Source organism: Neobacillus sp. MER 74 (assembly GCF_023714155.1).
In genome coordinates, this window is record NZ_JAMAUV010000001.1 from 619,060 (window position 1) to 643,295 (window position 24,236).

Below are 24,236 nucleotides of genomic sequence, written 5' to 3' on the forward strand. Positions count from 1 at the left end.
ACAACGACACCCGCCTCTTAATCTGAAATAAAAGAATCATGAACTCTTTTCCAAAAGGGAAATGGGCGGAAGCGAGCAAAGCGAATTTTTTCTTCTGGCACTCTAAATTGAATTGATTTAACATCTTTATGAAGCATTGTCAGATGGTCAATTGTTACCTGAAAATCTGATCGATTGACTGGCTTAAGCATACAATTATGGTGAGCTGGAAGAATTAGCGGCGAGCCAATCGTCCTAAAAACCTTGTTATTTATCGATGCCATCTCTGCAATTTGAAGGGCTGCTATTGATGGATGAATAATCGCCCCGCCAAGGGCCTTATTATAGGCCGTACTGCCTGAAGGGGTCGAAACACATAAGCCATCACCACGAAACCTTTCGAAATGCTGTCCACGAATCTCCACGTCCATAACCAGTGTTCCCTCGACACTTTTTACAGTTGATTCATTTAAGGCAAGATACCTTGATTCCTTCCCAGCATGAGAATAACGAATTATGACCTCTAACAGGGGGTATTCGACAACCTGATATGGTGTTTTCGCAATCGCAATCACTAGTTTCTCAATTTCATCCGGAATCCAATCCGCATAAAATCCTAGATGTCCGGTATGAATTCCAACAAAAGCAGTTTTATCTAAACGGCTGCTATAGCGATGGAATGCATAAAGAAGCGTGCCATCACCACCAATGGAAACAACTATATCAGGTTGGTCTTCATCGTATATAAGATCGAAATCAAGTAAATACGTCCTCATTTTGTGCATTAATATATTTGATTTTTGATCTCCTTTTGATGTAATCGCAAATTTCATAAATTATTGGCTCCTTATGCGAATGGCTTTTCAATCGACGATCGTATTTGCTCAATCCTTCTCTTCTTGTTTCAATTCTTTCTTCCTTGTAAAAAAGGCCTGGGCATCTTGAATTTCACCACGAATTAATGACATTTCCTCATCTAAACGAAATGCAGCTTCAGCTGCTCTCTGCAGCCGCATTTGAATGTCACTTGGAAATAGCCCTTTGTACTTATAGCTCAATGTATGTTCAATTGTCGCCCAAAAATTCATTGCAAGCGTTCGTATCTGAATTTCCGCAAGGATATTCTTTTCACCATGAATAGTTTGTACAGGGTAGCGAATAACAACATGATACGACCGATAACCGCTTGTCTTTTTATGTGAAATATAATCTCTAACTTCAACGATTTCAAAATCATTCCGATTTTGCAATAAATCGACTACAGTGTGAATATCATCAACAAATTGACACATAATGCGCATTCCCGCAATATCCTGCATTTCTTCTTCTAGTCTTTCAAGTGGTATCCCTTTTTGATTTGCCTTATCAAGGATACTTGCAATGGGTTTAACTCTTCCCGTAACGAATTCAATCGGTGAATGCGTAGCATCAAGTTCGAACTGACCTCTCATCCCCTTTAATTTTACTTTTAACTCTGAAACCGCCTGTTTATAGGGGGCTAGAAATTGGTCCCAATGCTTCATGATTTCACCTCTAAGACAAGTTATGTTAAGAAAATACGCTCTCTACTTTTGTAACCATTTCTTTCCCATAATTACTATTACCCGAAATATTAGTTAGCACATAATTAAATTCATCCTGGAAGTTTTCTAGTTCCTTTTTCTCTTCCTTGAAAGTAACCCAAACAGGTAATTGTTTTTCATTTGCAATCTTTAAGTGCGGCCAGAATTGTTCATGTAGAACGATATATGTATAATCATCTTTATCTTCCATTAAATAAATGAAAGAAAATTGGTCAGAATCTACAAGAATCTGCTCTCCAGGAACCAAATCAAGGATGCTCTCATTTGTTTCTAACATTAGTTTTTCTTCAATTATGTATGACTTTTCGATTAAAATTCTTTTCTTCATTGTTTATACCTCCATTATTCACCACCTTATTTTAGCATAATTCACGATTTCTCCCAAGGATGATGTTGAGGTTAGAAAAGAGCTAATAAAGATGATCCCTTTAGAAAGGTTGATGAAAACATGACGCAAAATATTGAAATTGAATTTAAAAATATCCTAACTAAAAATGAATATGAACGATTGCTTAGGTTTTTCAAGGTGGATAAAAATCAAATTTTCAAACAGGAAAACCATTACTTTGATACACCAAATTTTTCTTTAAAGAGTAAAGAGACTGCACTAAGGATTCGTAAAAAAGGTTTAAACTACGAAATGACTTTAAAACAGCCAGCAACGGTCGGTCTTCTAGAGACCAATCAGACAATCAGTGAAGATGATGCACAATTGGCCATTCGTACGGGAAAACTTCCAACAGGAATCATTCAACGTCTTATAGAAGAAAGTAAGGTCCCTTATTCAACAATTGAATACTTTGGTTCATTAATAACAGAACGAGTTGAATTTGAGTATCAGCAAGGATTATTGGTATTGGACCATAGTATCTATCTAGATACAGAAGACTATGAATTGGAATACGAGGTTGAAAACTATCAGAATGGAGAGAAACTCTTTATTGAACTTCTAGAACAATTTAAGATCCCTACTCGTTTAACAGAAAATAAAATTCGCCGTTTCTATTATCGAAAATACCTGCAATCAAATGGGAATGAATCTTAATTGTATTTAAATGTAGAAATAATTTAATTGGAGTTATTTTCAACTTCCTAATTCTTGCTTTTTCTATTAAGAATTGCTCATTTAACATACATTATAAATATGTTTAATTGACAAATTTCCATTTTCAAAGCAATTCATTTGAGATATGAAATATGCATTGATAAAATAAATCTACATACTACATTTAAGGGAGTTGGCAACATGATTGAAAGAAAGCTTTCACCATTTGAATCCATTGGTGAAGAAACATTACACCGTCTTGTGGACACTTTTTATGGCCTTGTTGCACAACATCCTGACCTAGCTCCAATATTCCCAAATCAATTTACAGAAATTGCTCGGAAACAAAAGCAATTCTTAACTCAATATTTAGGCGGTCCTTCATTGTATACTGAAGAACATGGCCATCCGATGATGCGTGCACGTCATTTGCCATTTCCAGTTACCCCTAAACGTGCCAAAGCCTGGCTTTCATGCATGTCACAAGCTATGGACAAAATAGGCTTGGAGGGTCCCTTAAGAGATGAATTTTTTTCACGACTTTATCTTACGGCACAACACATGATTAATACGCCTAACGATGGCGAGACAACAGGTGAAGATAGTGAATAGTTCAAAATCTTCGAGTGCAAAGCGGCAATGCAGTGATAAAAAGCCGATTGAGATTTACATGTTTATTGATCCTTTATGTCCTGAATGTTGGGCACTAGAGCCGATTTTAAAGAAGTTGCAAATCGAATATGGACGTTATTTTTCAATTAAGCATATTTTAAGTGGACGATTAGCCGATTTAAATATAAGTAAGAAAAAGAATTTTGAGAATATCGCTCAGGTGTGGGAGAAAACTGCTAGCAGGTCAGGAATGTCATGTGATGGAAGCCTATGGTTAGAGAATCCTGTCGATTCTCCCTACACTGTTTCCATTGCTTTAAAAGCAGCAGAATTACAAGGGCGACGGGCTGGACTCCGTTTTTTGCGGAGAATCCAAGAGGGATTATTTTTAGAGAAACTAAATGTTTCTAAACTTGAGGTGTTAAAAGATTGCGCTCGGAGCCTTGGTTTGGATGTAGAGGAATTCATGTATGATATCCATTCTGAAAGTGCAGCAAAAGCTTTCCAATGTGATCTGAAAATTACTTCAGAAATGGATGTACAAGAGATTCCTACCCTAGTATTTTTTAATGAAAATGTGGAGGATGAGGGAATTAAGATTACAGGTTCCTACCCATATGAGGTATATGTCCAAATCTTAGAAGAAATGCTTTCTGAAAAACCAATCCAATCTCCTCCGCCGCCTTTAGAAACGTTTTTGAAATTTTTTAAATTTGTAGCATCAAAAGAAATTGCTGTTGTTTATAATATGTCGATTTCACAAATTGAAAAGGAAATGAAAAAACTTCTTTTAAAGCAAGTGGTGGAACAAATTCCAGCCAAGTATGGTACATTTTGGAGATATATCGAACAATGAAGCATGCCGTATAACGGCGCGCTTTATTTGTTTCAATAGCTCTGTATAACTAACCTGTTTATTTCCGCGCCTTCCGATCCAATCAACAGGATGCCAAATAATAAACAATAAACTTTAACCTAGCCTTTTCTATAAACAAAAATGCCTTGCAGATTTTACTGCAAGGCATTTTTCTATTATACGAACAAAGGGGATGGGAGAAATTTGTCACTGTCAAACAAAGGGGTTTGTGTTTGTTGTGATCAACTTCATGTATATAATATAGCACGCTATTCTTAAGTACGGCAATAAGTTTGTGTTTTATTTCACATAATTGTCAAATTATCATAAATTCATGGAATAGACAATAGACATAGGAGTAAGAGTAATGAAAACTCACTTTTATGAGGGGAGCCTGTTTATATGAGAAAATTCCCTTTAATGCTTATGATTGTTTTTATTTTAATTGCCTTCTTTCTTCAAATCCTTGCTTTGTTAAAGATTTTCCCTTTATTGTTAAGTATCCCCATATTATTTGTTTCAATATTTATCTTCGTTAATTATCTTAACGATCGGAAAAAATTTAGAGGATTTTAAAAAGGGATGGCAGCCAGTTTGGCACCATCCCTTTCATTATGCTTGAGTTAATAATTGCTCTAATTCATTCAATTTTTCTTCAAAAACCTTACAAGCATTTTTTATTGGCTCTGCACTAGTCATATCAACTCCAGCTTTTTTCAAAACCTCAATCGGATAATCTGAGCTTCCTGCACTTAGGAAGTCAATATACCTTTTCACCGCAGGTTCGCCTTCTTCTAAAATTTGCTTGCTAAGGGCTGTAGCTGCACTAAAACCAGTTGCATACTGATAAACATAATAATTGTAATAAAAATGTGGAATTCTCGCCCATTCTAATCCGATTTCCTCATCAATCACAATATCTTCTTCGCCAAAATATTTTTTATTTAATGCGTAATAACTTTCAGTTAATGCCTCAGCAGTTAATGCTTCATTATTTTGTGCTTTTTGATGGATCATATGTTCAAACTCAGCAAACATTGTTTGACGGAACACGGTCCCTCTAAATCCTTCTAGGTAATGGTTGAGTAGGTATATACGTTTTTGTTCATCATCAATTGTTTTTAATAAATAGTCGTTTAAAAGTGCTTCATTACATGTCGAAGCCACCTCGGCAACGAAAATTGAATAATTGCCGTAAGGATACGGTTGTGATTTTCGAGTATAGTAACTGTGCACGGAATGGCCAAATTCATGGGCAAGCGTAAATAAGTTATTTACATTATCCTGCCAGTTCATTAGAATGTATGGATGTGTCCCATATGCTCCTGATGAATAGGCGCCGCTCCGTTTTCCTTTATTCTCATGTACATCAACCCAGCGGTTTTCAAAGCCCTCAGTTAATATTTTTGAATATTCCTCACCTAGTGGGGCTAATCCTTTAATGACTAAGTCCTTCGCTTCTTCGTATTTGATTTCCATTTTTACATCTTTAACAAGAGGTGTAAATAAATCATACATATGAAGTTCATCAAGTCCGAGTACTTTTTTTCGAAGCTTTATATATCGATGTAATAAATGAAGGTTGTCGGTTACCGTATTTACAAGGTTATCGTACACACTTTCTGGGATATTGTTAGCAGAAAGCGCAGCATGTCTAGCTGAATCATACTTTCTTACTCGTGCATTAAAATTATCCTTCTTCACATTGCCGCTTAATGTACTTGAAAATGTATTTTTAAAATCACCATAGGTCTTGTATACAGCTTTGAAGGCATCGTGTCTTACCCGCGGGTCTTCACTTTCCAAAAAGCGAATATAGCGGCCATGAGTAATTTCTACCTCAGTACCATTTTCATCTTTAATAGATGGAAATTCAAGGTCTGCATTATTCAACATCCCGAACGTATTACTAGAAGCATCCATTACCTCGCTGGCTTCTGCCAGCAATGCTTCCTGTTCTGCCGTGAGGACATGTGGTCTTTGCAGATTAATTTCAGCTAGTGCATGCTCATAGAGCTTTAATTCTGGTTTTTCACTTAAAAAACTAGTTACTTGGCTCTCATCTAAAGAAAGAATTTCAGGAACAATAAAAGCTAGTTGGCTGGCAGCTTGTGAATACATATTTTTCATTCTGTCATCCAGGCCTTGATAAAAAGAGTTTGTTGTATCCTGGTCATAGCGCATATGCGAATATGTATACAGCTTTCCAATTCGTTCTAACAGTTTATCTTGAAATTGAAGCGCCTTATATAGCGTCTCTGCACTTTCACCTAATTTCCCTTCAAATTCTTTAATTCCTGGGATTTGACTTTTTACTTCTTGAAATTCCTTTTCCCATTCCTGATCATTCGAAAAAATATCTTCTAATTTCCATGTATCTTGTTCAGGGATCTCACTTCTTGCAGGCAGTGATTTTATTGCAGTTTCATTTGCCATCCTTCATCCTCCATTCTATATTTACCTGTGATAGGAAGTATCATTACATAGTATTCTCCTTATCTTTCCAATCTCCTTTTAGCAATTCCCAGAAAGGAAACTATTTACACCTTTTATAGTATGCCCTTCTGTTAGTTTTCATTTATCTATTCGATAGGAAACGCTGATATTTTTGAAAAAATAAAACCTTTGCTTCTTCTTTTTCGCGATTTGTCCTAGGAATAAATATTTTCTGTTTCAATTGAAATGTGCTTGCTCCCATTTTCGTAATAATACCTAATTGCTCTAACAATAAAAGGTAATCAAGTATCACATATAACGATTTCCCTGTTTTAACTTGTGGTAAATTTCTTAAGACAATTTCTTTTCTACGGATCCTTTTATTGAAATGGAAGGATACTTCCTGCAGGGTTATTAAATCACCAATATTTTTGTTGTCAATACAATCAATAAATAAGTAGGTTTGCCATATAATCGGTGAAGTTTGAATGACTAACGAATGAGGGATTGGAAGGCCAATTTCAGGTGGCAGCAGGAAGAGATTAAGGTTTCTTTTATAAATTTCATGAAGAAATGAATGATGCTGTTTACTAGGATGTAAGGTCCAATTAAGAAGAAATTTTTCTATTTGCTTGTTCCAACTAGAAAAATCTATTTGTTTGTTGTTCTTTGGTTCTAATAATTCATTCATGTTCATTTTTCGGATTGGATAAAAAGTATGATGAGCGAAGGCATTTTTTATCGAGTAAGGGGAAATGGATCCAATAAAATGAAATTGCTGTTTTTCAGGGCAATAGGAAGGTATATAAAACATTCCTGCAGTAGATGTTCTTAAAAATAGGTATTGAAAGTTGGACAAAGTAACCATATTATTTCTTTTCGTATGGATTTGGCTGCTAGATATAATCCATATGGGATGATATCCGTTTTGAAGATATGAATTGGTCCTTTTGATAAGTGTACTTTCTGGAATCGTTGAACATTGATACTCTAATGCAAATTTCTCTCCATTAAACTTGAACATTATGTCAGGTCTCTGCTGAATCTCTTTATCATAGTACTCTAATATTGAAGGGATCTTTTGTTTCACCAGCCACTGATACAGTTGACGTTTGCCCTCCATGTGATAAATGGATTCATTCTCATAAAAATCATGACAAACTCCGCCTTGCTTATGGGCAAAATGAAATATGCGCTGATCGCCTAATTTGAGCAAAACGCTTTCCCCACAAACAGGGCAAAAAAATTCTTCCTTACTGCGAAGTTCTAAAAGAAAATCTTTTTTGTAATCAAGGCCAAGACAGATACATTCACCCATTTTTGTTTGAGCCGTTAACAATTATTCCACTCCTCCTTTCTCTATCTAAATTCGTCAAAATTCGATAAAAACCTTTTAAAGCATAAAAAAAAACTCGACAATTGACGAGTTTTTTATAGTTTAGAGTAACGGAGAAAGTAGTCTCGCCGTCGATTCCAGTACCTTAAAACCAAGATGTCTGCCATCAAAGGTTTCTTTATCCAATTGTTTGGAAAATTCAAGGTCATTTAAATATTCCTCAACCAGCTGTTGTGTGCTATTTGTACGGAATAAGAAAGCATTTACCTCGAAATTTAAATGGAAACTCCTCATATCCATATTGGATGTACCAATCGAGGCCAATTCATAATCAACAATGACAATCTTACTGTGCATAAACCCCCGCTCATATTCATAAACTTTAACCCCTGCGTCCAAAAGTTCTGGAAAGTAAGACCTTGATGCATGAAAGACAATCCGTTTATCCGGTTTATTTGGTACAAGAAGTCGTACATCAATGCCACTAAGTGCAGCTACTTTTATGGCTGAAAAAATGTCTTCATCAGGAATAAAATAAGGGGAGGCAATCCAAACTGATTTCTCTGCACTTGCAATCATGGAGAAAAAAATATTCTTAATCACACTCCACTCATTATCCGGTCCTCCAGCAATGAGCTGTACCCCGCCATGACTTTCATGATCAATCTGAGGTGATAGGTATTCGGCCGTTAAGAAACTGTGATTGGTCATATAATACCAGTCTTGTAAAAAAATTAACTGCAGCGTTCTTACTGCCTCTCCTCGAAGCATTAAATGAGTATCACGCCAGAACCCTATCTGTTTATTTCTCCCCAGATATTCATCTCCAATATTTAGCCCGCCTACAAAGCCGATATTTCCATCAATGATGATCATTTTACGGTGATTACGGAAATTAAATTTATTATTTAAAAACGGGAGTTTTACAGGTCCAAACGTGACCATTTCAATCCCCTCATTTTTGAGTTCACTAATATAAGATTTTGAAAGCTGCCAAGAACCCACTGCGTCGTATAAAAAACGTACCTTTACACCTTGATGGGCTTTTTCAATCAGTAGATTTTTAATTTCCTGCCCAATATGATCGTGACGAACAATATAATATTCCAGATGGATATGATGTCTAGCCTTTTTTAATTGCTCAATAATATGCTGAAAGGTTTCCTCACCGTTTGTTAATATTTTTGTAGCAGTGTCAAAGGAGATTGGGCTATTCCCTAGTTTTTGAGCCAAGTTAAATAATTTCCCTTGATGTTCACCCATTAAACTAAGTTTTTCATCATTTCTCGGATCTTCTTCCCCTTCGACAGTCAAAAAAGCTTGCTTATCTAGGAAATATTTTTTTCTAAACATCTTTTCCTTACGATAGTTTCTTCCAAAGAGGAGGTAAAAAATAAAACCAACCAACGGAAAGCTGCCTAATACGACTAACCATGTAATCGTTTGTGTTGGATGGCGGCGGTTTTCAAGGAAAATTACAAAGCCTATGAATATGACCGACAGTGTAACAAGTACACTCAGGATTCCAAATATTCCACTAGCTAAACGATCCTTAAAGAAAAACCAAAGTATGGATAATACCAACAAAAATAGAATAACCCTTACCGTGTTTTTCAGTGTCCTCACCTGCCAGAATTTATTTCCAAAATAATTAATGCTAAAAATACCGATTTCAAAATTGAAATCGGTTCATTAGTTAGCGGAAATGTTTTCGTAATTCAACAAAAACATTATCAGAAATTATCTCTTTCCCATACTCTTGAATTCGATGTATCGTAAGTTGTGTCTCAAAACCGTATTCAAGCAAAATACTTAATATATCATCAATTTCATCTTCTTCAAATAAGTCTTCAGGAAATTCTGTAAATAGATAATATTTCCCCTCAAAATGATAAAGCCTTGTGACTAAGTCATCTAAACCTGCCCGATTAGATAAACTAATGACATCCTCAAAATCTCTAAAACCGATAAGGAATTCTAAGGTCTCTTCCTCATGCAATATATCTTCCTCATCTGTATGATTAGGATTGAAATGATGATCCAGAATCTCATCAATGTGATCATCAACCGGAAGATCTTTTAGTTTGTCATTTGGAATGGGTAATTCAAACTTTTGACCATCCTTTGATAGTTGTGCTTTAGTAACCAGGATTTCTAACCCTTTATCAAGTGCTTGAACTTGGATCCATAGAGGGCCTTCAATAACAAACTCTTCTTCATCATGAACTTCATCCATCATTTCCCAAAAGAGTTCTTCACTTCGTTCCCGATTGTACCAGATTTCCTCACGGTCAAAGCCTCGTTCTTCTATATCACCATATGAAATGTAAAATTTTACTGTATTTTCATTAATGCGTTCAATCTCCATCTAAACCTCTCCCTTCCGTTTGCCAGATTGAAGGGACTAAATACCCCCAAGCAGATACTGCCTTAGCATTTACTTATATCTAAAAGAATTATCAAAGGGCTAAAAGTAAATACTCGTGTACTTTATTTTATGATAAAAGTACTAATAAGGGAAATAAAAAAGGCTAAAATCTAAAAACCGTGATAATGCCTAAAATTAGCAGTACGATATTCTTTTTATTGTAGCAAAGTCACACTGAAACTACAAATAATAACCTATAATTTTTAAATACAAAAAAAGACCTCCTATATGAAGGCCTATTTATTTAATTAACCATTCGCTGTGCTTCGCGCAGCTGGAACGTTCTGACTCTTCTTGGAAGGAACCGTCTGATTTCATCCTCGTTATACCCAACCTGTAATCGCTTTTCATCAATGATAATCGGGCGTCGTAATAGCCCTGGATTTTCTTTGATTAACCCAAATAAATCTTGTAACGGCATGGCATCCAGGTTAACGTCTAATTTTTGAAATGTCTTTGATCTAGTAGAAATAATTTCATCGGTACCATCTTCGGTCATTCGAAGAATCTCTTTAATCTCTTCCATGGTTAATGGTTCTGAGAAAATATTTCTCTCTGTGTATGGAATTTCATGTTCTTCTAACCACGATTTTGCTTTTCTACATGATGTACAACTTGGTGAAGTGTATAGTGTTACCATTCGATCTTCACACTCCTCTTTTAATTGAGACTATTATTTAATATCCATTATATTGAATCAAACGATTTGGTTATAATCAGGTAATACCAATTTCAATAATAATTATAAAAAAGTAATTTATATCATTGATTATACACCACTGTTTCTTAAAAGGGTATCCCTTTTTCCAAAAAATATTGTTAGAGCAAAACATTCAAAAATTTCGATTATACTATATTAGACGAATAATTCACCTAAAAGTTTCATATTTTTTAATTAATTTATCTGTATTTTTGCACTCATAATTATTCATCTGTTATAATGTTCGCCTACAATAATTGATAAAACGAGGGGCTTCATGAAATAAATTACTTATAAGATTGAGTTACCCTACTTTCAAGAGAATTAAACCATAAATTTATTCTCAATTATAAAATCGAAATGAAAACGCATTCATTTGATTATTGAAAACTTGTCGATGTAATTTAATTTCCTCTTTAAATCAACGGTAAGTTCTTTTACAATAAAGTAGGGGATATTAAATTTGCACCACAAATATCTAATTAATGGAGGGGTTATTACCATGGGCTCATACATATTGGATTTAACGATTGTTGCTTTATTAATTGTAGGAATCACAGCCTTAATGGGTGTTATTACGAACAGTTTTGGTGAAAAGGTATTCGGTGGTAAAAATCGAAGTGAATTTGTTGATGAAAGTGCCAAATACCAGACTGGATGGAAAACAGTTGGGGGAAATCGGAAATAAGAACCCTTAAATATTGCCATTAACAGATAAAAAAAAACGATCTCAAAAGCGAGATCGTTTTTTTATGATTATCTAGATTGTGCTTGGTATTGTTTGAATTCTTTCTCAGAACATAATACAAAGTGACCAGGTGTAACTTCTCTAAATTCCACTGGTTCATTAGGATCGTAATTATGACTTGCCGGGTCATACGATTTCCGTTTACGAGTCCGTTCACTGATTGGATCTGGTGATGGAATTGCTGATAAAAGTGATTGTGTATAAGGATGAAGTGGGTTTTTATAGAGATCATCCGCAGATGCAAGCTCGACCATTTTACCAAAATACATAACACCGATCCGATCACTAATGTATTTAACCATTGAAAGATCATGAGCAATAAACAGATAGGTCAAGCTCTTCTCTTTTTGCAGTTTTCTCATCAGGTTTACAACCTGAGCTTGGATAGAAACATCCAGTGCGGAAATCGGTTCATCAGCAATTATAAATTCAGGTTGAACAGCAAGGGCACGTGCAATTCCAATCCGTTGACGCTGACCACCACTAAACTCATGTGGATAACGGTTTGCATGCTCTCTATTCAAGCCCACAGTTTCTAGGAGCTCATATACTTGCTCCATCCTGTCTTCCTTAGACTTTGCTAAACCATGAATATCAATTCCCTCGGCAATAACATCTGCTATTTTTAATCTAGGATTTAAAGATGCATAAGGGTCTTGAAAGATCATTTGCATTTTTCGGTTGAATTCTTTTAATTGTTTCTTTGATTTTTTTCCATGAACATTTACTCCATCGTATAAAACTTCTCCGCCAGTAGCATCATACAAACGGATAATTGTACGTCCTGTTGTGGATTTACCACAGCCTGACTCACCAACAAGGCCCATTACTTCACCTTTATAAATATCAAAGGATACATTATCAACAGCTTTTACTTCATTTGTTTTACCTTCATTAAAATATTGCTTGAGATTTTTGATCTCAAGTAATTTTTCATTTACAGCCATTTATTTCCCCTCCTTATTTTCAGGGAATGAAGCTTGACCAGCATTTCCGACTTTGACTAAATCAGCATTACCAGAAAAAAATTGATTTTGCCGTCTTAGAACAGCAGCTGGCGGTTCGACTTTTGGTGCATCTGGATGCAGCAGCCATGTTGCAGCATAATGCGTATCCGACACTTTGAAGAACGGTGGTTCTTGCTCTAAATCTATCTTCATTACAAATGGATTACGTGGGGCAAACGAATCCCCTTTAGGTGGATCTAATAAATCTGGTGGTGTTCCCGGTATAGAGAATAGTTCATCATCTTGGGTATCCATATCAGGCATCGAACTAATTAATCCCCATGTATACGGATGCTTTGGATTGTAGAAAATCTCATCAGCAGTCCCAATTTCAACTATTTTTCCTCCGTACATAACAGCAACACGGTCAGCTACATTTGCCACCACACCGAGATCGTGTGTAATAAAAATAATTGATGTATCAATTTTCTTTTGCAAATCTTTCATTAATTCAAGTATTTGTGCTTGAATGGTTACGTCAAGTGCAGTTGTAGGTTCATCCGCAATGAGTACTTTCGGATTACATGCCAAAGCAATAGCGATAACAACCCTTTGTCTCATACCACCAGAGAACTGATGCGGATATTGATCCACACGTAACTCCGCCTTAGGAATACCAACTAGCTTTAATAATTCAATTGCTCTTTCCTTTGCTGCGTGTCTGCTCATGTTTTGGTGCTTAATAAGTGGTTCCATAATCTGGTTGCCAATTTTCATAGTTGGATTTAAAGATGTCATCGGATCCTGAAAAATCATTGATATATCTTTTCCTCGGATTTTTTGCATGTCTTTATCTTTTAATTTTGTTAAATCCTTACCACCAAATAAAATCTGTCCGCCTTTAATCTCTGAATTGTGCTCAGGAAGTAAACGCATGATTGATTTCGTGGTTACAGATTTACCTGAACCAGATTCACCTACAATAGCTAAGGTTTCACCATTATATAAATCAAAACTTACGCCACGGATAGCTTTAACTTCTCCTGAAAAAGTATGAAACGATATATTTAAGTCTTTAACTTCTAAAATTTTCTCCATTTACATCCACCTGCCTTCTAATCACGCATTTTTGGATCCAATGCATCACGTAATCCGTCTGCAACAAGGTTGAAGCATACCATGATTAACGCAATCATAATGGAAGGAATAATCATTTGATAAGGAAAAGCAATCATAGATTTAAATCCTGCATTTACTAATGTTCCAAGAGATGCATGAGGTTCCTGTAATCCTAACCCGATAAAACTTAAAAATGCTTCGAAGAAAATGGCATTCGGGATAGAAAACATCGTATTAATAATAATTACTCCAAACATATTTGGAATCATGTGTTTAAAAATGATAGACGAATTTGACGCACCTAAGGTTTTTGCTGCAAGTACAAATTCTTGACCTTTAAATTTTAATACTTGCGCACGTACCACACGAGCCATACTAGTCCATCCTGTAATGGTTAAGGCAATAATAATTGGGATAATACCTGGTTTTAACACGAGTATCATCAATACAACAACAATCAGGTTCGGAATACCCACAATAACCTCGATAATCCTCTGCATTACACTATCTATTCGTCCACCTAGATAACCCGATATGGCTCCATATGCAACCCCAATAGCCATATCGATTAACGCAGCCATAAAAGCGATAAATAACGATACTTGTGTACCTTTCCAAACACGTGCAAATTGATCTCGGCCTAAATTATCCGTACCGAACCAATAATAGGCATCCACTTTACGAACTTCATACGCGTTATAAACAGTACCATCTCTTCTTGACAATGTTCCATCAAAAGGAAGCCAGTGAACATCTTCTAAACCTTGAATTCGCGGTGGTAAATTATTATGTTTTGTGTTTTGCGTATCGTAAGAATATGGCGTAATCATTGGACCAACAAAGGCCATTAATATCATTATAACTAGAATGACCATGCTGACTACAGCACCTTTATTTTTCCTGACTCTTAGCCATGAATCTTGCCAGAAATTCAAACTTGGTTTGGCAATCTTTTCACTTTTTGATGGATCAATATGGACAGGAGCAAACATATCCTTTGAAATTGTTATGTCTTTGTTGCTCATTTAGTTTTCCCCCCCGATACACGAATACGTGGGTCGATGATTCCATAAAGAATATCAACAATTAAGATTACTACGATAAATAGGACCGCAAATAATATGTTAGTTCCCATAATAACGGGGTAATCATTCATATTAATAGATTTAACGAACTGCTCACCAATTCCTGGGATTCCAAAAATTTGCTCAATAACAAGTGAGCCAGTCATTAAACTAACAGCTAATGGCCCTAAAACAGTAACTACAGGTATTAACGCATTTCTTAAAGCATGCTTAAAGCTAATCTGCCAGCGGCTCGCACCTTTAGCTCTCGCCAAAGTTATATAATCAGACCCTAATACTTCAACCATTTCAGTACGCATAAAACGCGCTGCAATCGAGATTGGAAACATCGCTAGTGCAATAGTAGGAAGAATTGTATATTCAGGTCCTTTCCATAACATTACTGGAAGCCAGCCTAACTTTACCGAAATATAATACTGCATTAATCCAGCAAAAATAAATGATGGGATTGATTTACCAACTACTGCGATAAAAGTAGAACCGTAATCTATCCAAGTGTTTTGCTTTAGAGCAGCAATTACACCTAATAAAATACCTAAAATTGAGCCTACAACCATTGCTTGAAAACCTAATTGTGCAGAAGGTCCAAGGCGATTAGCAATTAGTTCTGTCACAGGGGTATTATCAAATTGGAAGGAAACTCCTAAATCCCCTTTTACCAAGTTCATCATATAGTTAAAATATTGAACAGGCAGGGGGTCGTTCAAGCCATATTTATCCAGCAAAATATTTCGCTGAACTTCAGATAGCTTTTCGAAGTTATTAAAGGGACTACCTGGAATTAGCTTCATGAGGAAAAAGGTAAGCGATGTTACAATAAAAAGTGTAATAATCATATAGCCAACACGTTTTAGTATATATTTGACCATGCCTACACCTCCTAATTATTTTGAATTTTCGACATCTTACGACAATTCTAACACAGGTAAAAAGAGAGTATATTGGTAAATATACTCTCTTTTTATTTGATTAGTTATAGTTACTATTTTGTGATTTTAATCCACTGGTAACTATAGTCAGGACCAAATGCATGGTGAGCAAAACCTTGAACCTTAGGATTGATTAATAGGTTCACTGAACGTTGGTATAATGGTGCGATAGCCGCATCATCTTCTAACAAGATTTTTTCTGCATCTTGAAGAGCTTTCCAACGATCTTGTGGCTTAGCTACAAGTTCTTCACTAGCTGATTTGATTAACTTATCAAATTCAGGATTGCTATAGCTCATGTGGTTTTGTCCGCCGTTAGTTACCCATAGATCCATATAAGTCATTGGGTCAGCGTAGTCAGGTCCCCAACCACCCATTAATAAATCATAATCTTCAGCATCTTCACGAGCGATACGAATTTTGAAAGGAACTGCTTCGATTGTAATTTTTAATCCTGGTAAGTTTTTCTCTAACTGATCTTTAACGAATGCATCAGTTACTTTTGAAGTTTCAGTATCTTGACCTACATAAGTAAACTTAACTTCTTTAAGTCCTGTTTCTTTAAGACCTTGTTCCCAAAGCTTTTTAGCTTCTTCTTTGTTAGTGCTTAAGTAAGTTCCAGTAGTTTCACGGAAGTCTTTATTATTTGTGTCAAAAGAGAATCCTTTTGGAACTAAGAAATCAGCAGGGATGGATCCGTTTGCTAATACATCTTCAGTTAAAGCTTTTTTGTCAACAGTTAAAGCAATTGCTTTACGGATATTAACATTCTTTAATGCTGGGTTCTTTTCGTTCATTTTTAACCACCAGATTGATGGTTCTTGATAGCGAAGTAAATCTTTTTGTCCTTCAAATTGTGAAAGAATTGCCGCTTGTGCAAGTTTTGGTGTGATATCAGCTTCACCAGCAGTATACGCGTTTGCAGATGCTTGTGGATCTTTAGAAACGTTAAAGTTAATTTTCTCTAAAGTAACGTCCTTTGCATTTACATAATCAGCATTCTTTTCTAATACCCACTCAGTTCCTGTTGGACCATCCCATTTAGTCATTTTAAACGGACCATTGTAAAGTAGGTGTGTTGCATCTTTCGCATAGTTATCGCCTTCCGCTTCAACAAACTTTTTGTTTTGTGGGAAGAACAATGGGAAAGTTAAGTAAGATTCGATGTATGGAAGTGGTCTTACTAATGTAATTTCCAAAGTATAATCATCTACTGCTTTAATACCTAAATCATCAAGTTTTGCTTTTCCAGCAACAATTTCAGATGCATTTTTGATTTTGCCTTCCATGAAGTATGCGCCGTATGGAGCAGCAACTTTAGGATCAATTGCACGTTGCCATGCAAATACAAAATCATGTGCAGTTACAGGGTCACCATTTGACCATTTTGTATCTTGTTTTAATTTAATTGTGATAACAGATTTATCATCATTATAAGTTGGTGCTGCTTCAGCAACGCCAGGAATAACTTTTTGGTCTGGATCTAAACGATATAAACCTTCGTTTGTAGCATTTAACATTGTGAAGCTCAATACGTCTTGAGACATTACGCTGTCCATTGAAGGAATTTCTGCAGACTCAAGAACATTTAGGACTTGCTCATCTGCTAATTGGGTTTCTTCAGTGCCGGCTTTATTATCGCCTTCATTTTTGGACGTACCTTCATTCTTGTTTCCGCCCGAACATGCTGCAAGGAACATGCTGAGAACTAGTGATAGTACTAATAGTAGTGAAAGTTTTGATTTCTTCACTAGTAGACCTCCCTTTTCTATTATTCTGAAAAATTACTACATTCTCTATTATACATATTTTCTAGAAATTGTACATTATTTTTTTGAAGTTTATTTACATTTCAGAAACATTCTTTACGTTATCATTACATTTTCCTATGTTATAATTTAGACTTATACGGATTTTTAATATAATATACTTAAGTAAACCCCTATTAAATCAATCTTTTGGAGGTTATTTAGTGAATTATCAACTTAAGAAAAAACTCCTAATTATTGCATTCATACAACTAGTGATTATTTTTATTTCTTTTATTAACAATCACAAAGTGTCCTTGTTAAGCTATATCAATATATCTTTTTATTTTTCAGCAGGACTCTTGCTTACTTCCTTGCTTGTTTATACTATCCATTCAGGCTTTTATGACGTCATTTCAAAATCTTTCAGTTTTGCGTTTCAAAGAGGTCATAATAAAAGACGATTTGATGAAATACCTCCTTTATCAGAACTTGTTACTTTCAACCAAAAGCCCTTAGCTTTTTACGGGCTTATTAATGGACTGTTTATGCTTATTGCCCTTGTCATATATTATTTTTAACTGACTTGAAAATAATTATTCGTTTCATTATAATAAGTACAATTGTATAGTTGCTTAAAAGGCGATGATAAAGAGTAGTACGTATTTACATTCGGATCAGAGAGTTTGTGGGTGGTGGAAACAAACACGAATAAATACGGAATGGACTTTGGAGCCTCTATCTGAACAAATTATTTCTATGTTATATATAAGTAGGATTAGACGTAACCTTGCGTTAAAAGGTGGCTAAATTGTCTTCGAGATGGTTTTAGCAATGAGTGACTCTTTTTTGAGTAATTTAGGGTGGTACCGCGAACCATTCGTCCCTATTCGTTTTAGGGGATGAATGGTTTTTTTATATATTTTTTAGGAGGAAATGATTATGAAAACGATTTTTTCTGGTATTCAGCCAAGTGGAACGATAACACTCGGTAACTATATTGGAGCGTTGAAACAATTTGTAGAAATGCAAAACGAATACAATTGCTTTTTTTGTATCGTAGACCAGCATGCCATTACCGTTCCGCAGGACCCAGGAATTCTGCGGAAAAATATCCGAAGTTTAGCTGCATTGTATCTAGCAGTTGGAATTGATCCAAACAAAGCCACATTGTTTGTTCAGTCGGAGGTTCCTGCTCATGCTCAAGCGGGATGGTTGATGCAGTGTGTAGCCTATATTGGAGAATTAGAAAGAATGACTCAATTCAAAGATAAATCCACAGGGAAAGAGGCAGTACAAGCAAGTTTATTAACTTACCCTCCTCTTATGGCAGCCGATATTCTTCTATATAATACGGATTTAGTTCCTGTTGGCGAAGATCAGAAGCAGCATATGGAATTAACTCGTGACTTAGCAGAACGTTTTAATAAAAAATACAGAGACATTTTAACTATTCCTGAAATAAGTATTCCTAAGGTTGGTGCAAGAATTATGTCTCTGCAAGAACCAACGAAAAAAATGAGCAAATCTGATCCAAACCAAAAAGCTAATATCACACCTTTAGATGATCCAAAGCAAATGGTGAAAAAAATCAAGAGTGCTGTGACAGATTCTGAAGGGATTGTTAAATTCGATAAAGAAAACAAACCTGGCATATCAAACCTATTATCAATTTACTCTATCTTGGGTGGAAAAACTATTTCTGAAATTGAAGGAATGTACGAAGGGAAAGGCTACGGTGATTTTAAAAGTGACCTAGCCGATGTCGTTGTCAACTTCTTTACACCAATACAAGAAAGATACTATGAATTACTTGATTCACCCGAACTTGACCGTATATTGGATGAAGGTGCAGAAAAAGCAAACTTAGTGGCTAATAAGACATTAAAGAAAATGGAAAACGCTATGGGGTTAGGCCGTAAGAAGAGGTAGAATTTAAAAAAGCCTGAATCCCAACAGATATGTGTAGCATATCTGTTGGGTCAGGCTTTTAATTTACTTTTGGACCGTGTTCCATTTCCCAAAGTTTTTCAAAAAATGGCTGTCCTTTTATTAGATTTTCACAAAATGTTTCATGCCTCTTCGACCATCCATACTTTGTTTCCTCAAATAACTGTTCCCATGCGGCTTCAAAATTTAAAGCTTGAATCGTTGAATAATTTTCTGGACACCATTCAGTGTACCAATACCTAACTTCTGCCTCATTACTCGATGAGAGTAATTGGTCAAGTGCCATAAATAATAGTTGTTTTAATTGACGCTCTTTTCTTGTTAAACCTCTCATTAATTCCGGCTCAGGTGAGAGAATGTGATAGTCTTTTGATTTTGGCTGCTCATAAAAGTGGTATTTATTAGCCTCATGTTGACTTATCATTTCGTAAACTAACTGCTCTTGTCTTGGAATTAATCGGCTTTTACGGATTGGAATATTATAGCCAATGGTATCAATGGCTAATATACCAATTCCATCTGTAACTACAAAACAATAGTCAAGTTGAACTCTTTCATGATTCTTCCTCAAATACGCTTTCTGAAAGATATCATCTAAGAGCTGTTGAGGTAATTCTGACAAATCATTTTCAATGTAATTAAACAAAATCGGTTCAACTTTCATCAATGGCACTTGGTCTAATAACTCCACGCCATCATCCTTACGCCATTCATGGAAATGACATACATTGTAACCGTTTTCTTCCCCTTCAAACCAATTCACCCATACATCATGAAGATACAACATTGTACAACCCCTCACTTCAAGAAACTGTTTGTAAATCAGTATGGGCAGACCTTAGTTAAATTATTCCTTTATATATATTTTGCTCCAATTACATTTATGAACTGCAATCAACAATGAATTTTAAAATGCCAACAAAAAAAATCCACCAGGTAATGGTAGATCTTTAACGTTTAGATTTTGGATTAAAGGCATCCTTTAGACCTTCACCGATAAAGTTAATAGATAAAATGGTTATTGTGATGATTAATGCTGGCGGTACCCAAATCCAAAGTTTGAATTGAAGAACATCAGGCTCATTAGCTGAATTCAACATATTTCCCCAACTCGGAATTTCTTGCGGTACACCAAAGCCAAGAAAACTTAAACCTGTTTCAGCAACAATCATCGTTGCAAATGTAATCGTTGCTTGAACAATAATAGTAGATAAAATGTTGGGAAGAAGATGTTTCACAATAACTTTTGTTGGTGAACAACCTATAGAAATGGCTGCTGTAATGTATTCATTTTCTTTTTCGGAGAGAATCTTACTGCGGACAATCCGGGCAATCCCCCCCCAACTTAGCAAGCTTATTGTTCCAATTAATACCCACAATCCGTTAACTTTTCCAAAAAGGATCGCATTTAGAACAATGACAAATACAAGGAATGGAAAGTTTAAGATAAAATCGGTAAATCTCATTAATAAGCTATCAACCGCTCCGCCGAAATACCCTGAGATTGAGCCGATTAAAGTTCCCAGTATAATAACAAAAAATGTACAACTGATCCCTACTAACAAAGAGATACGTCCGCCATAGAGCAATCTTGTAAAAACATCGCGTCCAGATTTATCTGTTCCCAGCCAATGTTCACTACTTGGCTCTAACGACATTTGCCCAATGTTAATTCTAGTTATATCTGCCGTAGTGATATAGGGTGCGAGGATTGAAACAATCGTAACAAGCAGTAAAAAGAAAAGGCTAATCATTGCCAATTTATTTTTCACAAATTTCTTTCGTGCTATTGCAAAAGGAGATAAACTTTTTTTCGGGGGTGTTACTAACATATTTTTCTCATTTTGCGTTACTATTTGCATCTTTTCCTCCCCCTTAATCTAGTCTAATTCTCGGATCTACAACACCATATAAGACATCCGCTATTAAATTGCCGATTAATGTTAAGAATGAGAATAACATTGTCAATGTCAATAAAACTGGATAATCCCTCGTCCCTACAGACTGTAGGAATAGTTGTCCTAAACCAGGATAAGTAAAAATTGTCTCAGTAATAATGGCACCACTAATAATGGCGACGATATCAAATCCTAAAAATGTTATAAGTGGAATAATTGAGTTTCTTAAAATATGAACATTATAAATCTTTCGTTCCGGCGTACCCTTTGCACGTGCTGTGCGGACATAGTCCTTGCGGCTATTTTCGATAATATCGTTACGTAAAAATTGGGTATAACTAGCTGTACTTAATAATCCTAGTACGACCGCAGGCAGAAAGACATGATGTAAACGGCTTAACCACCATTCAATGGTTCCCTCGGTCACACCAATATCGACTGAACCATTGGATGGAAACCAGCCTAGCGTAAAGGAAAAGAAGAAGATAGCGAATACCCCAGCAATAAAGGATGGGATGGCCAATCCTATGTAGTTTAATCCTCCAATTAGATTATCAGTCAGGGTATAAGGCTTTCGTCCTGCATAGGAACCCATTATAAATGCGAGAATATAGGTTATTAATATGGATGAAAAACCTAAAAGTATTGTGTTAGGGAGCCGCTCACCAATAACCTCGGATACCTCTATTTTGAAACGTGTTGACTTTCCAAAATCCCCCTCAACGAATCCACTAATCCAACGGAAATACTGCTGAGGCAGCGGGTCATTATACCCCAATTTCTCTCGCATTTCTGCGATATACTCAGGATTCGTATTTCTAGGATCTATTTCTCCACTTAGTGAATCGCCCGGCATTAATTTTGCCAATGTAAATACTACAATGGAGGTAAGGAGTAACATTGGAATCATTCCCAATATTCTTCGAAATGCATATTTCAGCATGTGCATTCTCCTTGTCTATTAAGCTTTGGTACACACTCTGTGTAAATCGAATACCAGCTTATTCAAATGGGAGAAGTAAGCCTTCTCCCATTTGAAGATTAAGATTGTGTTAGTATTTTTTAGCAGAACCTATTGCTTAATCCACCATTCGTTTGGACGATTCATACCAGATACATCAAATTTAACGTCCTGCACTCGCTTGCTGACTGCCATTGTTTCTTCTAGTTCAGCAATAGGTAATGCTGGTAGATCTTGCATGAATAGCTTTTGCCATTGGACATAAAGATCCTTACGTTTATCGTTATCTGTTCCTACAATATTGATATCAAGTGCTTGATCTAGCAATTTATCACTATCAGCATTTACCCAGCGTGGGTAGTTCCAAACTGCTTTCGATCCCCAAAGTGGAGTCGGATCTGGGTCTGACCCAGTTGACCAGCCACCGAAGAATACTTCCATTGATTTATCAGCTTTATCAAGCATTTCATAATAAAGGTTTACATCTGTCATTGTTAATTTCGTTTTCAAACCAACTGCTTCCCAATATTGAGTCATTGCCTTAGCGCGCGATTCAAATGTAGGGTTATCGGTTGCATAGTGGCTGAAATTAACAACAAATTTCTTCCCATTTGGATCTTCACGGAAGCCATCGCCATCAATATCTTTGTATCCCGCTTCATCTAATAATGCTTTCGCTTTTTCCGGATCATATTTGTATTGCTCTAAATCTTCATTAGGGGCTGCAATCCAATGGTTTGTAGGTATTGGACGATTGACTGGCTTACCTACACCAAAGAAGAACGCCTTAACCCATTCCTCACGATTGATTGCATAATACATTGCTTCACGAAGCTTCTTCTCTTGGTATTTAGGTTCGTTCATGATGTTTTTCTCGCCATCCCAGGTACCTAATCTGAAACCAACATAGTAGTAGCTTACGCCTGGATAGGTAACAGCATTTACATTATCGAGCGCTTTGACTTGATCAATAATACTAGGATGGAAAGAAGTCATATCAAGTGTCCCGTTTTTAAGTTCTCCAACAGAAAGTGAAGGATCAATCACTTTAATAACTACTTTTTCGATATGTGGTTTGCCGCCAAAGTAATCATCAAATCGTTCCATTTCTATGGATTCACCTGGAATTACTTTCGTTACTTTAAATGGTCCTAAACCAACAGGCTTGGTCCGAACTTGTGCGGATGCCATCATATCTTTTACTGCAAGTCCTTTAAATTCCGTACGGTTCATCGGGTATGTCCAAAGATTATCCAAGTTGTTTACACGAGCTTTATCAAAAGTAATTTGGATGTGGTAATCATCCACTACTTTGATACCAGCGATTTCTTTCGCTTTGCCGTCATGATAATCTTGTGCACCTACAATATTTCTTACGTTATCAAAACGTGGACCATCATAATCCTTGTCGGCGATAACTTTCAATGCAAATTCCCAGTCTTTCACTGATAACTCATCGCCATTGTGCCACTTTACACCTTGCTTGATTTCGAAATCAAAAACTTTATTGTCTGTTGTTTTCCATGAGGCGATATGAGGCTGCGCTTTTAAATTCTCGTCATAATCAATTAGGTTTTCATCAAAGAAATCAATGACATACTGATCAGATGCATTACCATAAAAAGAATAGTTAAATTTACCCTCTGGTGCGGAATCTAGTGCATAAACTAGTGTCCCGCCATCTTGTGGTTTTCCGGCCGTTTCGCCAGTCTTACCATCATCTTCATTTTTGCTTGTCCCTGTTTTTTCTCCGCCGCTGCAGGCCGCTAAAAATGCGGATAGAACCAGCATCAATGCGGCTAGCATAAGCATACTTCTCTTCTTCATTTATTTACCCCCCTATAGTTTTTATTTTTCCTTTCGTTACTGCCTAGTG

At 36.0% G+C, this 24,236-nt stretch carries 23 protein-coding genes and 1 other annotated feature; of the genes, 6 read left to right on the forward strand and 17 right to left on the reverse strand.

Annotated features, from left to right (window positions below; translation table 11 throughout):
- Positions 1-17 precede the first annotated feature (17 nt).
- Genes M3610_RS03050 through M3610_RS03060 form a run of 3 tightly spaced genes read right to left on the reverse strand, consistent with a single transcriptional unit; the run spans position 18 to position 1,890 of the window.
- Complete coding sequence (locus tag M3610_RS03050) at positions 18-812, reverse strand: NAD kinase (RefSeq protein WP_098572462.1); 795 nt, start codon at positions 810-812, stop codon at positions 18-20.
- A 51-nt stretch (positions 813-863) separates the two neighbouring features.
- Entirely contained in the window at positions 864-1,502 is a 639-nt protein-coding gene (gene yjbM, locus M3610_RS03055) for a GTP diphosphokinase (protein ID WP_098572461.1), read from the reverse strand.
- Between the two features lie 25 nt (positions 1,503-1,527).
- Complete coding sequence (locus M3610_RS03060) at positions 1,528-1,890, reverse strand: UPF0738 family protein (RefSeq protein WP_251456450.1); 363 nt, start codon at positions 1,888-1,890, stop codon at positions 1,528-1,530.
- A 120-nt stretch (positions 1,891-2,010) separates the two neighbouring features.
- On the opposite strand from M3610_RS03060, the gene M3610_RS03065 reads away from it, so the two are divergent.
- From M3610_RS03065 to M3610_RS03075, 3 genes are all read left to right on the forward strand, one after another.
- Entirely contained in the window at positions 2,011-2,607 is a 597-nt protein-coding gene (locus tag M3610_RS03065) for a CYTH domain-containing protein (RefSeq protein ID WP_251456451.1), read from the forward strand.
- Positions 2,608-2,808: 201 nt separating this feature from the next.
- A complete protein-coding gene (locus M3610_RS03070; RefSeq protein ID WP_098572458.1) occupies positions 2,809-3,219 on the forward strand; it encodes a globin domain-containing protein in 411 nt (136 codons plus the stop codon).
- Positions 3,188-4,075, forward strand: a complete 888-nt coding sequence (locus M3610_RS03075) for a ClpXP adapter SpxH family protein (protein WP_098572457.1) — start codon at positions 3,188-3,190, stop codon at positions 4,073-4,075. The genes M3610_RS03070 and M3610_RS03075 overlap by 32 nt, the downstream gene beginning before the upstream one ends.
- A 612-nt stretch (positions 4,076-4,687) precedes the next feature.
- On the opposite strand, the gene pepF is transcribed toward M3610_RS03075, so the two are convergent.
- From pepF to spxA, 5 genes are all read right to left on the reverse strand, one after another.
- Positions 4,688-6,511, reverse strand: coding sequence for an oligoendopeptidase F (gene pepF, locus M3610_RS03080; protein ID WP_251456453.1), 1,824 nt, complete (start codon positions 6,509-6,511; stop codon positions 4,688-4,690).
- Between the two features lie 142 nt (positions 6,512-6,653).
- On the reverse strand, positions 6,654-7,850 hold the full coding sequence (locus tag M3610_RS03085) for a competence protein CoiA (protein WP_251456454.1): 1,197 nt from the start codon (positions 7,848-7,850) through the stop codon (positions 6,654-6,656).
- 99 nt (positions 7,851-7,949) lie between these two features.
- Positions 7,950-9,464: a cardiolipin synthase gene (gene cls / locus M3610_RS03090; RefSeq protein WP_098572725.1), complete on the reverse strand. Its 1,515-nt coding sequence runs from the start codon at positions 9,462-9,464 to the stop codon at positions 7,950-7,952.
- 79 nt (positions 9,465-9,543) lie between these two features.
- Positions 9,544-10,215, reverse strand: a complete 672-nt coding sequence (mecA, locus tag M3610_RS03095) for an adaptor protein MecA (RefSeq protein ID WP_098572454.1) — start codon at positions 10,213-10,215, stop codon at positions 9,544-9,546.
- Between the two features lie 304 nt (positions 10,216-10,519).
- Entirely contained in the window at positions 10,520-10,915 is a 396-nt protein-coding gene (gene spxA, locus M3610_RS03100; protein ID WP_026566143.1) for a transcriptional regulator SpxA, read from the reverse strand.
- A 562-nt stretch (positions 10,916-11,477) separates the two neighbouring features.
- Here spxA and M3610_RS03105 point away from each other — a divergent pair.
- On the forward strand, positions 11,478-11,663 hold the full coding sequence (locus M3610_RS03105) for a hypothetical protein (protein WP_026566142.1): 186 nt from the start codon (positions 11,478-11,480) through the stop codon (positions 11,661-11,663).
- Between the two features lie 68 nt (positions 11,664-11,731).
- Here the strand turns inward: M3610_RS03105 and M3610_RS03110 are convergent, their stop codons facing one another.
- From M3610_RS03110 to M3610_RS03130, 5 genes are all read right to left on the reverse strand, one after another.
- Positions 11,732-12,670 (reverse strand): ABC transporter ATP-binding protein, encoded by a 939-nt coding sequence (locus tag M3610_RS03110; protein ID WP_251456455.1) that lies wholly within the window; start codon positions 12,668-12,670, stop codon positions 11,732-11,734.
- The gene (locus tag M3610_RS03115; protein ID WP_251456456.1) at positions 12,671-13,768 is read right to left on the reverse strand and encodes an ABC transporter ATP-binding protein; all 1,098 of its coding nucleotides are present in this window, start codon (positions 13,766-13,768) and stop codon (positions 12,671-12,673) included.
- A gap of 17 nt (positions 13,769-13,785) precedes the next feature.
- Positions 13,786-14,814 (reverse strand): oligopeptide ABC transporter permease, encoded by a 1,029-nt coding sequence (opp3C, locus tag M3610_RS03120; RefSeq protein ID WP_098572451.1) that lies wholly within the window; start codon positions 14,812-14,814, stop codon positions 13,786-13,788.
- The gene (gene opp3b / locus M3610_RS03125; RefSeq protein WP_098572450.1) at positions 14,811-15,743 is read right to left on the reverse strand and encodes an oligopeptide ABC transporter permease; all 933 of its coding nucleotides are present in this window, start codon (positions 15,741-15,743) and stop codon (positions 14,811-14,813) included. Before opp3b ends, opp3C begins: the two co-directional genes overlap by 4 nt.
- A gap of 113 nt (positions 15,744-15,856) precedes the next feature.
- Positions 15,857-17,554, reverse strand: coding sequence for a peptide ABC transporter substrate-binding protein (locus tag M3610_RS03130; RefSeq protein ID WP_251456458.1), 1,698 nt, complete (start codon positions 17,552-17,554; stop codon positions 15,857-15,859).
- Positions 17,555-17,775: 221 nt separating this feature from the next.
- Between M3610_RS03130 and M3610_RS03135 the strand changes: the two genes are divergently transcribed.
- Together M3610_RS03135 and trpS are read left to right on the forward strand one after the other, a co-directional pair.
- Entirely contained in the window at positions 17,776-18,132 is a 357-nt protein-coding gene (locus M3610_RS03135; RefSeq protein ID WP_098572448.1) for a DUF3899 domain-containing protein, read from the forward strand.
- Positions 18,133-18,187: 55 nt separating this feature from the next.
- Positions 18,188-18,442: a binding site (T-box leader), on the forward strand.
- A gap of 48 nt (positions 18,443-18,490) precedes the next feature.
- Entirely contained in the window at positions 18,491-19,483 is a 993-nt protein-coding gene (gene trpS, locus M3610_RS03140; RefSeq protein WP_251456755.1) for a tryptophan--tRNA ligase, read from the forward strand.
- A 58-nt stretch (positions 19,484-19,541) separates the two neighbouring features.
- On the opposite strand, the gene M3610_RS03145 is transcribed toward trpS, so the two are convergent.
- The 4 genes from M3610_RS03145 to opp4A form a co-directional block, all read right to left on the reverse strand.
- Positions 19,542-20,288, reverse strand: a complete 747-nt coding sequence (locus M3610_RS03145; protein ID WP_098572447.1) for a YjbA family protein — start codon at positions 20,286-20,288, stop codon at positions 19,542-19,544.
- Between the two features lie 163 nt (positions 20,289-20,451).
- A complete protein-coding gene (opp4C, locus tag M3610_RS03150) occupies positions 20,452-21,363 on the reverse strand; it encodes an oligopeptide ABC transporter permease (protein WP_251456460.1) in 912 nt (303 codons plus the stop codon).
- A 13-nt stretch (positions 21,364-21,376) separates the two neighbouring features.
- Entirely contained in the window at positions 21,377-22,342 is a 966-nt protein-coding gene (opp4B, locus tag M3610_RS03155; protein ID WP_251456462.1) for an oligopeptide ABC transporter permease, read from the reverse strand.
- A gap of 129 nt (positions 22,343-22,471) precedes the next feature.
- Positions 22,472-24,187, reverse strand: a complete 1,716-nt coding sequence (opp4A, locus tag M3610_RS03160; RefSeq protein ID WP_098572444.1) for an oligopeptide ABC transporter substrate-binding protein — start codon at positions 24,185-24,187, stop codon at positions 22,472-22,474.
- Positions 24,188-24,236 lie beyond the last annotated feature (49 nt).

Bases quoted from the DNA above. Each gene is read 5' to 3' on its own strand.
- M3610_RS03050 (WP_098572462.1), bottom strand. From the start codon at position 812: ATGAAATTTGCGATTACATCAAAAGGAGATCAAAAATCAAATATATTA.
- yjbM (WP_098572461.1), bottom strand. From the start codon at position 1,502: ATGAAGCATTGGGACCAATTTCTAGCCCCCTATAAACAGGCGGTTTCA.
- M3610_RS03060 (WP_251456450.1), bottom strand. From the start codon at position 1,890: ATGAAGAAAAGAATTTTAATCGAAAAGTCATACATAATTGAAGAAAAA.
- M3610_RS03065 (WP_251456451.1), top strand. From the start codon at position 2,011: ATGACGCAAAATATTGAAATTGAATTTAAAAATATCCTAACTAAAAAT.
- M3610_RS03070 (WP_098572458.1), top strand. From the start codon at position 2,809: ATGATTGAAAGAAAGCTTTCACCATTTGAATCCATTGGTGAAGAAACA.
- M3610_RS03075 (WP_098572457.1), top strand. From the start codon at position 3,188: ATGGCGAGACAACAGGTGAAGATAGTGAATAGTTCAAAATCTTCGAGT.
- pepF (WP_251456453.1), bottom strand. From the start codon at position 6,511: ATGGCAAATGAAACTGCAATAAAATCACTGCCTGCAAGAAGTGAGATC.
- mecA (WP_098572454.1), bottom strand. From the start codon at position 10,215: ATGGAGATTGAACGCATTAATGAAAATACAGTAAAATTTTACATTTCA.
- spxA (WP_026566143.1), bottom strand. From the start codon at position 10,915: ATGGTAACACTATACACTTCACCAAGTTGTACATCATGTAGAAAAGCA.
- M3610_RS03105 (WP_026566142.1), top strand. From the start codon at position 11,478: ATGGGCTCATACATATTGGATTTAACGATTGTTGCTTTATTAATTGTA.
- M3610_RS03110 (WP_251456455.1), bottom strand. From the start codon at position 12,670: ATGGCTGTAAATGAAAAATTACTTGAGATCAAAAATCTCAAGCAATAT.
- M3610_RS03115 (WP_251456456.1), bottom strand. From the start codon at position 13,768: ATGGAGAAAATTTTAGAAGTTAAAGACTTAAATATATCGTTTCATACT.
- opp3C (WP_098572451.1), bottom strand. From the start codon at position 14,814: ATGAGCAACAAAGACATAACAATTTCAAAGGATATGTTTGCTCCTGTC.
- opp3b (WP_098572450.1), bottom strand. From the start codon at position 15,743: ATGGTCAAATATATACTAAAACGTGTTGGCTATATGATTATTACACTT.
- M3610_RS03145 (WP_098572447.1), bottom strand. From the start codon at position 20,288: ATGTTGTATCTTCATGATGTATGGGTGAATTGGTTTGAAGGGGAAGAA.
- opp4C (WP_251456460.1), bottom strand. From the start codon at position 21,363: ATGCAAATAGTAACGCAAAATGAGAAAAATATGTTAGTAACACCCCCG.
- opp4B (WP_251456462.1), bottom strand. From the start codon at position 22,342: ATGCTGAAATATGCATTTCGAAGAATATTGGGAATGATTCCAATGTTA.
- opp4A (WP_098572444.1), bottom strand. From the start codon at position 24,187: ATGAAGAAGAGAAGTATGCTTATGCTAGCCGCATTGATGCTGGTTCTA.